Origin of the sequence: Niallia endozanthoxylica (assembly GCF_008710145.1) — a bacterium.
GTDB classification, from domain to species: domain Bacteria; phylum Bacillota; class Bacilli; order Bacillales; family Cytobacillaceae; genus Bacillus_BD; species Bacillus_BD endozanthoxylica.
In genome coordinates this window covers 82,560-96,892 of record NZ_VYKL01000006.1, presented here as the reverse complement: position 1 = coordinate 96,892, position 14,333 = coordinate 82,560, and the positions used below count along the sequence as shown (strand labels likewise).

Genomic DNA, 14,333 nt, shown 5'->3' with positions numbered 1-14,333 from the left:
AAAGAGTATGACGAAGGTTGAAAAAGGATTTATCTACAGTTGTTTACTGTTTACGTTCATTTCGGAAATGTTGTTATCGCCCTTTTACCCACAGCTATTTTCTGATTATTTTCAAGTGAACGGGGTGCAAGCAACCAGTTTGTTCATTATTTGCTGCCGTCTTATCGTCATTGTCATGACCCCAATATGGGCCGAAGCTGCAAAGAGATGGAATTTCCAAAAGATGATTACAAGTGCGCTGATCGTAATGGCAGGATGCAAATTATTTATTCCCATGGCAGAGACTTTCCTTCAGTTTCTGGTCATTTCGCTTGTTTTGCTCTTTTTTCAAAGCAGTATGTATTTGCTGTACCCAGCGATGGTAGCTTCGAGTCAGAGTGATGGTGACAAAGTAAAAACAACCACCACTTATTTATTCGTATTTCATGGAAGTGTAATTCTATCAGGAATTGCAGGAAGTTTCGTCATTAACCAGTTGTTTCCTTTAGATAGCTATTATATCTTTGCCTTGATTGATTTGATCCTGGCAATCGTTAGTTACTTCGTTTTATCAACTAGTAATGTTTTCACCAAAAAAGAGGAATTTCAGAAAAAAGAGAGCGTATCAAAAGGAGTGAAATGGCAATGGGCTTTTATTGCTTATTTACTTATTGTGTTTCTCTTTTATACCGGGCATCATACGATTCGTCCTTATTTTACGGTCTATCTTGACAGTATCTATACCATCTCACAACAAGGATTAAGCTTACTGTATGTTATGCCAAGCCTTGTGGCAATTGTGCTGCAGTTTTTATTGCCAAAACGGTATCTTCAATCACGTGTGAAAGTTCTTTTAATTAGCGTAACAGGTATAACAGGAGGATTGCTCTTTGTCCAGGTATTTGTTGAGCCTGTATGGTTATTTATTTTTGTTCGAATCATTTATGGGTTGTGCTTTTTTGTTAGTTTGGCCGCGATTGATATTTTTTTCTTTCAAATGGGAATCGGAAAAAAATCGCCGCTCTCATATAGTCTCGTAACATCGGTACAGAACACAGCCTTGCTTTTCTCACCAATCGCTGCTTTGACGATGTTTCAACAAAATGGGGGAGAAGGCCCTTTCCTTCTAAGTGGTTTCCTATTAATCGGGGCCGCATTATGTACGGCCTTGCTTTCAATCAGCCTTTATAAGGCATCATTAAATCAAATAAAAAGGGGAGTTGAACATAGTGAAAATTTGTGAAACACCAATACATATGTTAACAGGGGAAGCATGGAAAGACGTGGACCAACAGCTTTTAACTAAAATGCTTCAAGAGTTCATGTATGAAGAAATTATTACCCCAACGCTCCTTAGTGAAACAGAGGGAGTTCAATGTTACGAATGGAAGGATAAAAAAGGAACCGTTTATCGTTTTGAAGCAGAGCCGCGGTTGTTTGACAGCTTCCGTGTTTTACCTGGGAGCACTGAAGTCCTAACGACTGAAACGATAGATATTCCCCTGTCTCTTTCTCTCTTGCTAAGTATTCAACAAGAAGGAAGGATGACGGGATCTACAGCAGGACATTTAATAAAAGAGTATTTGCATACACTTGTGGCGGACACTCATTTAAAAGAAAGATCGAAATCATCGGATGAACTGACTGAATTAGATTATGCTGAGCTTGAAGGGGAAATGAAGGGACATCCGTGGATTACCTATAATAAAGGCCGGATTGGTTTTGGGTATGATGATTATGTAAATTACGCGCCCGAACAAAAGAAAAAAGTACAGCTATCATGGATTGCCGTTCATAAAAACATCGGAACCTTTCATTCAGTAGAAAGTTTAGCTTATGAGGATGTGCTGGAGCAGGAGCTTGAAGAAGAGATACGCCAACATTTTGCAAGGAAATTGCAGACCGAAGGAGTACAGGAAAAGGATTATTATTTCATGCCGATTCACGCATGGCAATGGGAACATGTTATTGTGCCTATGTTCTCTCTTGAAATTGCCAGTAAAGAACTCATTCCATTAGGGGAAGGAGAAGACCTATATCTTCCTCAACAATCCATTCGCACATTTGTGAATGTAGCGAATAAGGAAAAGTATCATGTCAAGCTGCCGATGAGCATTTTAAATACACTTGTCTATCGGGGATTGCCTAGTGAAAGAACGGTGATTGCTCCTGAAGTCACGACATTTATGAAAAACATATTGGAAAACGATGTGTTTTTAAAAGAAGAGTGCCGTCTTGGCCTGTTGGGAGAGGTGGCGACCATGAATGTGGACCATCGCACGTTTACGAAACTTAAAGGGGCTCCCTATCAATATCTTGAAATGCTCGGTGTGGTTTGGAGAGAGAGCATTTATAAGGAGCTCAAAGAGAATGAACACGCCATAACACTTGCGGCACTATTGCATGTCGATCATGAAGGAACACCGTTCGCATCAAAGTTAATTGAAAAGTCAGGTCTCACAGTCGAGGACTGGGTGAAGAAACTGACAAAAGCCATTTTACCGCCATTGCTTCATTACCTCTATCAATACGGTACGGTGTTTTCACCGCACGGCCAAAACACTGTGCTCGTGCTGAGAGACTATAAGCCTGAACGAATCATTATGAAGGATTTCGTGGATGATGTAAATATTAGTGATCAGCCATTTCCGGAATTGGCGGTGTTGTCTCCGGAGTTGAAAAACGTATTGCGCAGTGAACGCCCTGAAGGGTTGACACAATTTATTTTAACTGGGTTATTTATTTGTCATTTCCGTTATTTAAGCAGCATTCTACAGGATAACGAACAATTTTCTGAACATCGTTTCTGGAGTATTGTACGGGAAGAAATCCTTTCTTACCAACAAAGATTTTTACATTTAGAAGATCGATTTAAGCTATTTGATTTATTGCGTCCAACCTTCACGAAGTTGACCCTTAATCGGAATCGCATGTTTGATTATGGCTATGAAGATGGAGATGACCGCCCGCATGCGAGCGAGTATGGAACAGTTAGGAACGCCCTTCACAGTATAGCTGCTCATACGACCATCTCAGAGAAATAGAAGAAAGTCACCATCATTGAGGCATGGGTTCAGTTCAGTCCCACGACCCAATTATAAATGAGATAAATGGCGAATAAAAAGTGACAAGGTAAAATCATAAAAGTCAAAAAGGAAAGTTCTGCAGAGATTCAATATCCTCACAGAGCTTTCCTTCATTTTTTCTTGTCGGAATCCTTCAGTCTAAATTCCGCTTGAAGAATTGTTCTTGACAGGAGATACCTGCTGCTTTAACTGCATGAGCAGTCACACCATGTTCTCTGGTTTAACCCATTGGTCGAATTGTTCGGCTGACAGATATCCTGTTTTCATCGCGGCTTCCTTTAAACTGCTGTTTTCTTTGAATGCAAGTTTGGCGATGGCTGCCGCCTTTTCATAGCCAATATGAGGGTTTAATGCGGTTACAAGCATAAGTGATCGTTCCACGTGTTCTTTAATACTGTCTTTGTTTGCTTCTATTCCTATGGCGCAGTGCTCATTAAAGGAAATGATCCCGTCTGATAGTAAGGTGATGGATTGGAGTACGTTATAAATAATCACGGGTTTAAACACATTTAATTCAAAATTTCCTTGGCTTGCGGCAAAACCGACGGTGGCATCATTTCCAAACACTTGGCTTGAGACCATTGTCAATGCTTCACTTTGTGTTGGATTGACTTTTCCAGGCATGATGGAGCTGCCTGGTTCGTTGGCAGGGATACGGATCTCACCAATTCCACTTCTTGGTCCGCTTGCAAGCCAGCGAACATCATTTGCAATCTTTAGTAAATCCGCTGCTAAAGCTTTTAGTCCTCCATGTACATACACGATTTCATCATGGCTCGTTAAGGCATGAAACTTATTTTCAGAAGAGCGAAAAGGGTATCCAGTTAATAGGGTTAATTGCTTCGCTACATTAGCTCCAAATTGAGGATCAGCGTTAATTCCTGTACCTACAGCTGTCCCGCCAATAGCCAAATCAAGTAAATACTTAGCCGACTCTGTGATCATTCTTTCATTCTTTTCAAGCATAAACCTCCAGCCGCTGATTTCCTGCCCAAGTGTCAGTGGTGTCGCATCCTGCAGATGGGTTCTGCCGATTTTGATTATGTTTGAAAAAGCCTTTTCTTTTTCAAGAAAGGTGTTTTTTAATTCTTGAATAGCGGGAAGGAGGTGCTTCGTTATTTTCATATAGGCCGCAATGTGCATGGCCGTTGGAAACGTATCATTGGAACTTTGCGACATATTGACATCGTCATTTGGGTGAATCCTCTCTGCTTCTCCTTGAGACTCCAGCCATCCATTGGCCACATGGGCAATGACTTCATTCACGTTCATATTCGATTGGGTGCCACTGCCCGTTTGCCAGACAGCTAATGGGAAATGTTCATCATAATCTCCCTTTAAGATTTCATCACAAACTTTTGTGATGGCATCCATTTTGACCTCACTTAATTTTCCTAATTGGAAATTGACGATGGCTGCCGCCTTTTTGATAAAAGCCAGGCCATAAATAACGTCCAAAGGCATTTTTTCGTTACCTATTTTAAAATTTTCCAAGCTCCGCTGTGTCTGCGCACCCCAAAGTTTCTCCTTCGGTACACGAACTTCACCGAGCGTATCCTTCTCTATTCGAAAATGGTTCATACTTTATCGCACTCCCGTCATTATAATCACCCAAATTTTGTTAATAAATCATATGAGTCAAGGAAAAATGAGAAATGGCAAGAATCCACCACCTCAGAAAGCTTGGCTAATGATGATATTTACTTCTATAAATAGAATATGGTTTTCAGGAAAGTAAATACTATTTTATGATTATCCCGTCACTTCATGTGTGTTGTCGTAAAACATCCTGGACATGTGAAGAACGATTGGGCCTAAAAGGTTGAAGATGAGCTGCTAGTTGAGGAATTAGAGAATAGACGTAAAATGAGTCACTCTTTTATCCATATTATCCCTATGGGGAGGGAAGTCTATTCAGAAGAAGTTGCAGATAGATACTATTCTTAGCTTTGAAAGAGCAGCTGTGATTAGTAGATAAATGATTGATATTCATGGCAGGGGACAAGACAACCAAAAAACGTTGAACTTTTTCAAGGTATGTAATCTATTGCTTCAAGAGTTCTAGGAGGGAAAAATGAATGAGTAAATATGTTCGCGAAAATCAAGAAAAATTATCATTTAAAGTGAATCGTCAAGCTTTCATTAATCCAGAAATTTTAGAAACAGAAAGAGAAGCTATTTTCAGTAAGTGCTGGCTTTATATTGGACATGAGTCTGAACTAGCAAACAAAGGTGACTTCCATAGAAGAAAAGTGGGAGGGCGCAACTTAATTTTCACTCGCAGCCAAGATGGTGTCATCCGCGCTTTCTATAACAGCTGTCCACACCGCGGGGCATTAGTTACGCGTGAAGCAAGTGGGAACTCTAAAGTATTTCGTTGCTTCTACCATGCATGGAGCTTTAATAACCAAGGTGAGTTAGTGGGTATGCCTGACAAAGCAGGTTTCCCAAATGACCATAACTGTGATGGCGGTAAAAACCTTGCTACGGTCAAGCGTTTGGAAAACTATCGTGGATTTATGTTCGTTAACTTCGACGATAACGCTGTATCTTTAGAAGAATACTTAGGAAACGCAAGAGAATATCTTGATTTAGTTGCTGACCAAGCATATGCTGCTGAAGATCCAACACTTGGAATGGAGGTTCTAACCGATCCGCAACAATACAGTGTACGTGCGAATTGGAAGCTTCTAGGCGAAAACAGTGTTGACTTATACCATGGTGTTCCTACACACAAAACGTATTTTGATATTGTGGCTACACGTGGTGGTACGATGGAAAAAGACAGTCTTGTTGGTGAAGGGAAGGATTTAGGCGGCGGTCATGCGGTTATGGAATACTACTCTGCATGGCCAAGACCAGTAGGTAAATGGATTGAAGGGTACGGAGAAGAAGCGAAAGGAATTATTGATAAGAACATTGAAAGATTAGAAGCACAATTTGGTAAAGAAAGAGCTCATCGAATCGCTAAGAAAAACCGTAATATCTGGATTTTCCCTAACTTAATCATTAACGATATCATGGCGATTACCATCAGAACGTTCTATCCAATCGAACCTGGATACATTGAGGTAACCGGTTATGCATTAGCTCCAAAAGCTGAAAATGAAAACTTTAGACAAGTTCGTAACGACAGCTTCCTAGAGTTCTTAGGGCCATCAGGTTTCGCCACTCCAGATGACAACGAAGCACTTGAACTTTGTCAAGAAGGTTTCTCAAATGCGAAAGAAGCGGGCTGGAACGATATCTCTAAAGGGATGAACAGAGAAGTACCTCAAGCAACAGACGAAGCACAAATGCGTGCATTCTGGCGCAGATGGAATGAATTAATATTGGCTGAAGAAGCAAGACAAGAAGGTAAAGAAGTGGCTGGAAAGGCTAACGCATAAATAAAATACGTCATTAAATTGTAGAATGATTTTATCATGAGACTGGATGACGATTGTTAAAAAAAGAAGCGTACGTTGAATATTCATATTAGCAACCTTTTTTAACAAAAAGAAATCACTTCCTGTTCAAAAATTGAATGGAAGTGATTTTTTCTTTTTTTGTATTGGTTGATGATTGTTTCAAGAATCCTCAGTCAGTAATTAACTTACCAAACTTCCCAAAATCAGGCTCAGGGGTTCCTCCCCATTCGTCGATGGTTTCTGGAGTTGGTTCCAATTCACGTGGTTGCCTTGCTCCTTCTTCAGGGAATTCTTCCATTCCTTGGCTATATTCAAGCGTTATGCGATCAGGGTCAGCAAAGTAAAGGAAAACACTGCTGGATGGACGATGTCTTCCCGGCCCGAAAAGGATTGGAACATTTGCATTTTTTAATTTGTTGACTTGAATCCCAATATCATCCACTCTTTCAGCTTGGTAAGCAAGATGATTTAATTTATTTTCTGCACCCTTAGTAATGGCCATGTCATGATGATAGGGTGAAGGGAACGCTCTTAACCATGCCCAGGAACTTTCTTTATTATCTGACGAGGTATCAGATACTCTGAAGTTTAATGTATTCGTAAAGAAATCTAACATCTCTTCATATTTATTTGTTTCATATACAACATGTAAAAACCTTGTAATTTTCGCTTTCTTAGGAACAAATGGGGAATCCATTTGCTTCATATCCACATAGTATTCATAGGTTACTCCCATATGTGGATCTTTAAATCGCAATGTTCTGCCTTGAGCCAAGCTTTGTGTTTCTTCTGCACTCAATTCTATCGGATTTAAGCCCTTTTCTGTTAAATAGTCGAAGACCCCTTGAAATTGATCCTCTTTTTCCAGTTCATAGGCCACCCTTTTCAAACCTGCTTCTCCTGCTTGTTCAAGAATCAAATTGTGATGGTCACTGCTGCATCTTAAGAAGGCAATCGTATTTTTCAGTTCAACTACCTGCAGTCCAACAATATTCTCATAAAAATCAACGGAGTTATCAAGATTTGTTACATTTAATACAACGTAACCTAATTTTTTATGACGAATCATTATTCTTTCCTCCTCTAGAAAAAACATCCTCTTCTAGTCTTCCGAATTTGGAGGATTTTCATTCAGAAAAAACATTAGTGTGTGTAACTGTGACACCTCGAATGGAAACATGGGGACGCTTCATATGAAAACGCTAGAATGACCCATCGCTTTTCTGTGATACAGTTCTTCTCCGTGCGTATCATTTCTAAATACAGTATTGAAATTGAAAGCGAGTGATGAGATTCACGATTTTGTTTTCGCAGTACCCCCATAATCTATTTAGTTCGTTCGTATTCTATTAAGATGACAATAGATTAGACATGAGGGGAATAAGATGAAAAAATTGACTAAGGGAGCTTTTGCCATGGTTTTAGCGGGAGCTGTTACGTTTTCTATTACGAACGCCCTGTTAGTCCAGGAATCTCCTAAACGGGGACTAAAAGAAAAGGATATCGCGATATCTGAAGTACCAAAACAATCGGATGTAACCAACCAAGACGAAAAACCATCGAAAGATCAACTATCAATATCGATTGTGAAAGACGTGGAAACCAAGCCTTCACTTCATCCTGCTGCTGTCCAGGTAGCTGAAAATAATAGAAACATGAGTGAGACGAAGACGATAGCCGCCAATAACCAGAATACTGAAGGCGTAATCAAGACCACTGCAACGACTTCTGAACATTCGACTGTGGCAACGGCCGCACCTCCTTCTGGAACTAGCTCAAAAGGATCAACGCCAACGAGTACATCCACGACTCCAAGAACGAATAGTCCAAGTGAACCAGCACCAACGTCAACGCCTACATCAGAAGAACAAGCACCAATGCCAACGACTACACCTGCGTCAAATGAACCAGCGCCAACGACTACACCTGCGGCGCCAGAAACGACTGCACCAAGTGAACCAGTGCCAGTGGCAGCAACTAAACCTAATGCGCCGGAAGCTAATCCAGCAGCTGCAGGTAATTATGGACAACAAGTTTCTCAAGCTGTAAAAGAAGAAAATCAAGTTAAAAAAGCAAATAAAGGAAAGGATATGTAGTTCTTTCAATCAGGATCACCATTAGACGGTGGTCCTTTTTTTGTTATACATCATGATAAAAAGACCTTTCCATATGGAAAGGCCTTTAGCAGAAATGCTATTATATTTTTTCTTTCACCTCCACAAGAGGTGTTTCCTGGGTGACATTCCCTTTTCTTTTTAGCTTATTCCAACCAACCGTTACTCCCTTTAGCGCCGAAAAGATTGATTTTATGACGACATAGGCCATAAGCTGCTTGTATATAATTCGTTGTAGAAACAAGGAGGCTAGCGGTTTGGGGCTTTCTTTCTCCAATCGAAAGGCATATAGAGAAGTAAAGAAATCCAACAAGTAAAACAAGACAAATCCAATAACTGCTTTACCAGGGTGCTTACCAAAAAGAGCCATAATAAACAATACATCTGCAATCGGCGAGATGGTTTGATAAATATATTGGAACAGCCACATGTTAGGAAGACCGATATATCCTAATGAGCGATGTTTTTTATTAAATAATGCCCCGCGATGTTTCCATAAGCATTGTAACGTACCATATACCCAACGGTAACGCTGCTTTACAAGGCTTTTTATATCTTCTGGTACTTCTGTATAGGCATACGCTCTTTCTTCAAATTCAATTTTTTTCCCAAGACGTAAGAGAGTCAGCGTGATATCTGTATCCTCTGCCAATGTATCTTCTTGATAGAACCCGGCTTTTTCTACCTCTGATTTTCTCCATGCACCGATTGCTCCTGGAACAACCGTAATGCAATTCAGGACGGCAAAGGCCCTTCTCTCTAAATTAAAGCCTGTCACATATTCAATATGCTGCCATTTTGTAAGGAGATTCCCCTTATTGCCTACCTTTACATTCCCTGAAACAGCGGCAACATGTTCATCTTTAAAATGGTTGACAAGCAGTGAGATGGCATCTTCAGCAATGAGTGTGTCCGCATCAAGAGCTACTACGATTTCTCCTTTTGCTTTTTTAAAACCAAGGTTAACAGCCGATGATTTTCCCCCATTCGGTTTTTTGATTAATCTCACTTGAGGATGACGGGCATAAGCTTTTTGAACAACAGCAGCCGTATCATCCTTTGATCCATCGTCGATAATCAGTATCTCGAAGCTTGCGTAATCACTAGATAAAATCGAATCAACCGTTTTACAAATAACTTTCTCCTCGTTATAGGCAGCGATCACGACACTGACAAAAGGTGTAAAGGACGGGTCAATCTCAGTCTCTTTATGCCTTTTTATCTGTTTTCTAGAAAGAAAAACGAAGATAGCCAGGCGTAAGATTCCTAAAAGGATAGCAGAGTAGAACAAGAGACTTATGCCTGAACTCCAGCCTTGTATGATCTTAAATACGGCCTTGTCATAGATGAGATAAGGGCTGTCCTGCTTCGTAACCGGGGGCATCATTTGACTTTCACTTTTTCCGATTAGTTCACCGGTGGTGGTAAAAGTGTATCCGCGATTTTTCAGCTCTTTAATAATTAGTGGCAAGGCCTCTACCGTGTTAGTGCGGTCACCGCCAGCATCGTGCAGCAAAATAACATTTCCTTCTGGCAGTTGATCTAATACCCGTTTGACAATTTCAGTACTGGAAATTCCCTTCCAATCGTCAGAGTCAATAAATTGACCAACCATGGTATAACCCATATCCTGTGCCCGTATGATAGGCAGCAGCTGATTCTTTGTACTCGGCTCTGCACCGGCCTCAAACGGCGGGCGGAATAGGCTCATGGAATGACCTGTAATAGCTTGAAATAACCGTTGATTTACATTAAGCTCTATCTTCGTTTGAAAAGATGTGAGGGATGCCACATTTGAATGGGAAAAGGTATGGCTGCCAATTTCATGGCCTTCCTTATACATTCTTTCCACCAGTTCGGGATGCATCATCGCATTCTTACCAAGGATAAAGAAGGTCCCTTTTATATCATTTTTGTCCAAAATGTCCAATATTTGTGTTGTATAAGTTGGGTCCGGGCCGTCATCAAAGGTAAGGACAATGTCCTTTTTTTTCGATTGACCATACCTAGCCACATGAATAGGCTTTGGTAATTTATTATAGACTTCATCCTGAATCAATCCATTTGAATCCAATTGAATCGTTCTTTTCCCCTTTTCTAATTCAGAAATGATTTTTATGACCTCTCCAGCCCCTGTATGGTGAACAGGATCAGAACTGACCAAGGTTTTAAGGGCATTGGAGGGATTGTCTATTTCCTTTGGTTTATTCATGTAATTCCAAATAGAAGGATCTTCAGAACCGAGGCGCCAAATCGCTATTCCTTTCGAACCGCTGGCTATCGATAATTTCATTTGATTATAAAACGTAGCAGCATCCAAAAACCAAACAACATGGTTTTTTCCATTCCTTTTATAACGTACATAAGGGTTTCCTGCTTGTTTGTTCCAATGGATTTGAAGGTTCGTACCTACTCCTAGATTCATGATATCCCCGAACGTCATCGCCTCTGCCGGCTGTTGAGAGTTTTCTTCCCAGTCGTAGCCGTAGTTTCCTAAGCTCACAATCAATTTTTCGAAAGGAATATCGAGCTTGTATAAGGTCTCTTTAATCCATTCAGTTGAAGCGATAGGTCCAGGTGTACTCATGGAGTGGTGCTGGTCATATAGCATAACGAACATCCGATCAACGCTAGCTGCTACAGAAGCATAGTCGATACTATCATTCAGCGGCGGGACAGCCACTGTCACCATGAGATGATGCTGGTGAAAGGCTTCAGATACTTTCTTCATAAAACGAGTAAAATAATCTTTATCCTGTTGATTTATATTTTCAAAGTCTATATTAATCCCGTCAAAATCATTGGTTCTCACATAAGCCAATAAATTTTTAATAAAAAGGTCTTCGGCGCCAGGAGTAGTAAATAACTGGTGCAGGAGATCGCCATCCCATTTATTATTCGTATAATTACTAACTAATGGAAGGATTTTCACATTATTCGCCTTTGCCGTTGTAACAATTGATTTGTCCGTACTCGTCTTAAAGGTAAGGCTAGGAGTAAGCTGCACCCATTCCGGCACAATCGCTGTAAGAGAATCCAAATTCTCTTTAAAAGAAATTTTGCTTTTTTCGTCCCAATTGACATAAAAGCCATACACTTCTTGTTTGGTAGTCATTTGTGTTTTGTTTAATAGCTCCATCGTTTCTTCAGTAAGAGGGGAAGGGGCCGTTTCTTGAATCTGAGAAGCAAGCTCTTCCTCACTAAAGCTTGTATGAATGGGTTCGATTGCCGTGCTCTTCTTCAATTGAAGCTCAGGAAATTCTGGGTCAGTATAAAGGCTTTCGATGAAAAAAGATGATACTAAAATAATGAGAGCAGCAAAGCCTGCAGTTATTCGTGTAATAATAGACCAACGTCTTTTGCCAGGATCAAGAAAAACATGTTCTTGATTTTGTTCCCTTTTTTTCAGCCCCAAATTGTAAAACCAGAGGAAGAAAACATAGCACACAAGACCGATGAAACCTCCTAGGACACCTGCTGCAACGGATTGTGATACTTGTGCGTTCGTTATTAAGTCAGAAATGAACCCCAAATCTTTCGAAATAGGTAAATCGAGAACGGGTAAATCACGGATAGTAGGAATAAAAGTCGTAATCAATGTTCCAAGGAATAAGGCAATAATATTAAGCCGCAACAAAAGTGAAAAAGCAATTATTAATGGAACTTGTAAACTATCTAAAGGCAAAAAGGCTAGAAAAAAACCAATGGTACTCGCAATAGATCCTGCATGTCCGGTAACGGGTGCAAATAATGATCGGATCACCCACCTGAAAAATCTATTCATTAAACTCCTCCTCATAGGTGTAATATCGAAAAAACTATCATTCTGTTTAATAGATGAGTTTATACTAGTTATAGCTTTGAACAATGGATTGGAACGTTAACCGAAGTGAATTTGAATGCTGCTCATTAAGCAGAAGATTTTTCGACAAAAAATGACTGTATATTAAAAACTTAGGAATTTCATTTAAGTTTATGGGGGTAGGAGGAAAAGTTCTTTTTATTTAGGGGAAAGGGGATAGGTAACATGTCCCAATCATTTTGAGCGAAATCGGAGCCTGTCACGGTGGTTACCCTCGGCCTTCGTGAAGCGCGAGAAGAACCGTCTCTACGTTTCTTAGTTGTTTTTTCTAAAACGAAAAGGCTGTGTTGAATAGTACAAAGGTAGGTGTGATTGGGTAATTATGATAAGGATGCGTTTAGGTACAGCAGTTGGTCTTCTAGGAGGGCAATAAAAATAAGGGGATAGAGCACATAAACTAATTAGCTGTTGCTCACAAAGTTTGCTTTCGTATTAATCTTATAGAATAAGAGGATAAGGTTATTCCTTATCCTCTCACGATACAATCTTTCGTTCATGTCCTTTTCGTCATTCTGATAAAAGGGATGGTTCGGCTGTGTCCCCTATTGGTTAATAAAGGAGTTGTTGAAACGCGAACCGTCCCGGTGTTTCAAGCAATCTCTTTCTCAGATGAAAGTGCTTGATACTTTTTCATTCTGAAAGATGCGATGATAAGTACAGCGCTAAGAACTAGACCAAGGTAACCGAATAATGGGTAGAAGATGGATACAAGACTTGTGAAACCAACAAAGCTTAATCCAAAACCAGCTGCGATGGACCCGACTGTTATGATATTAAACTTTTTGGTTCCTGTATGGGCAAAGCGGGCACCAAATGAGTAAAACATACTAAGGCCTGTATTGAAAACCATTCCATATAGGATTAAAGAATAAATGAAGCCTAAGACGGGTGAAAGATCATCTACAATTTTTAACATAGGCATATCATAACCTGCAATGGATTCGATGTTTGCTAGAATCGCATAATGACTTAATAAAATGAGGACGCCAATCCCTAATCCTCCAACTAACCCTCCCCATGCGGCCGTCTTTTCGTTCGATTCATCTCCGCCCATGACGATGGACATGGATGCGCCAACAGCGATATTAAATGATACATAATTAATCGCTGATAAGGCCCAGTTCGGTAAGGCCTTTGGCTGCTGGGCAGCAATCGTACCTAGCTGAGAAAGTGAGCCATCCATTGTAAAAAGGGTATAAATCGCTACAAGGATGACAGAAATGATTAGAAAGGGTGTAATGCTTCCAATGATATTAACCACTCGACTCACATTATTCACTGCAGCAAGGCTTAATAGAGTAGCCATAAGTAAGGCACCTACCCAAAATGGCAAGCCGAATTGCTGCTGAAGAGTAGAACCGCCGCCAGCTATCATAACAACGCCTACGCCAATTAGTACGGCCACAAGAATATAGTCTATGATTCTGCCAATAAATCTTCCGCTAATTTGATAAATAACATCACTGTGGTTATTTGCCTTCATACGGCTCCCTAATCGTGTTAGAATCATTCCCACATAAGCAAATAAGGCAGTAGCAATAACAATGGCGATTGTTCCCACTAATCCAAAACTAGTAAAGTATTGTAGAATTTCTTGCCCTGAGGCAAATCCTGCTCCAATAATAATTCCAATGAAAGCACTGGCTATTTGCAATACTTTCTTCATAAAGTTTTCCCCCAATCAAGTTTGTCTTCGATGATCAAACGATACTTGCAAATGATAATGCTTTCATAATAAAGAACAACGCCTGCTATGAATAACGAAATAGTATTAATAGTGTGAAAATTCTTTATTAAACTTATATTATTATAGTAAAGCCTAGATACATGGACGTCAATGAGACATCGGGACGGTTCTCGCGTTTCTTCTGTAAAAATTGGG

At 40.1% G+C, this 14,333-nt stretch carries 8 protein-coding genes; 4 read left to right on the top strand and 4 right to left on the bottom strand.

Going from position 1 to position 14,333, the window contains the following annotated elements:
* The first annotated feature begins 7 nt into the window (after window positions 1-7).
* Together F4V44_RS02485 and F4V44_RS02480 are read left to right on the top strand one after the other, a co-directional pair.
* Window positions 8-1,222 carry an MFS transporter gene (locus F4V44_RS02485; protein WP_150438404.1) on the top strand — a complete coding sequence of 405 codons (1,215 nt, stop codon included), beginning with the start codon at window positions 8-10 and terminating at the stop codon, window positions 1,220-1,222.
* Window positions 1,209-3,023, top strand: coding sequence for an IucA/IucC family protein (locus tag F4V44_RS02480; RefSeq protein ID WP_150438403.1), 1,815 nt, complete (start codon window positions 1,209-1,211; stop codon window positions 3,021-3,023). The genes F4V44_RS02485 and F4V44_RS02480 overlap by 14 nt, the downstream gene beginning before the upstream one ends.
* A gap of 243 nt (window positions 3,024-3,266) precedes the next feature.
* Here the strand turns inward: F4V44_RS02480 and fumC are convergent, their stop codons facing one another.
* On the bottom strand, window positions 3,267-4,646 hold the full coding sequence (gene fumC, locus F4V44_RS02475) for a class II fumarate hydratase (protein ID WP_150438402.1): 1,380 nt from the start codon (window positions 4,644-4,646) through the stop codon (window positions 3,267-3,269).
* 497 nt (window positions 4,647-5,143) lie between these two features.
* On the opposite strand from fumC, the gene F4V44_RS02470 reads away from it, so the two are divergent.
* A complete protein-coding gene (locus tag F4V44_RS02470) occupies window positions 5,144-6,454 on the top strand; it encodes an aromatic ring-hydroxylating oxygenase subunit alpha (protein ID WP_150438401.1) in 1,311 nt (436 codons plus the stop codon).
* A gap of 190 nt (window positions 6,455-6,644) precedes the next feature.
* Here F4V44_RS02470 and F4V44_RS02465 read toward each other — a convergent pair whose 3' ends face one another.
* The gene (locus tag F4V44_RS02465; protein WP_191090530.1) at window positions 6,645-7,544 is read right to left on the bottom strand and encodes a VOC family protein; all 900 of its coding nucleotides are present in this window, start codon (window positions 7,542-7,544) and stop codon (window positions 6,645-6,647) included.
* Window positions 7,545-7,860: 316 nt separating this feature from the next.
* Between F4V44_RS02465 and F4V44_RS02460 the strand changes: the two genes are divergently transcribed.
* Window positions 7,861-8,571: a hypothetical protein gene (locus F4V44_RS02460; RefSeq protein WP_150438399.1), complete on the top strand. Its 711-nt coding sequence runs from the start codon at window positions 7,861-7,863 to the stop codon at window positions 8,569-8,571.
* A gap of 100 nt (window positions 8,572-8,671) precedes the next feature.
* Here F4V44_RS02460 and F4V44_RS02455 read toward each other — a convergent pair whose 3' ends face one another.
* Entirely contained in the window at window positions 8,672-12,373 is a 3,702-nt protein-coding gene (locus tag F4V44_RS02455) for a glycosyltransferase (RefSeq protein WP_223881765.1), read from the bottom strand.
* Window positions 12,374-13,040: 667 nt separating this feature from the next.
* Entirely contained in the window at window positions 13,041-14,117 is a 1,077-nt protein-coding gene (locus F4V44_RS27160) for a YkvI family membrane protein (protein WP_191090529.1), read from the bottom strand.
* Window positions 14,118-14,333 lie beyond the last annotated feature (216 nt).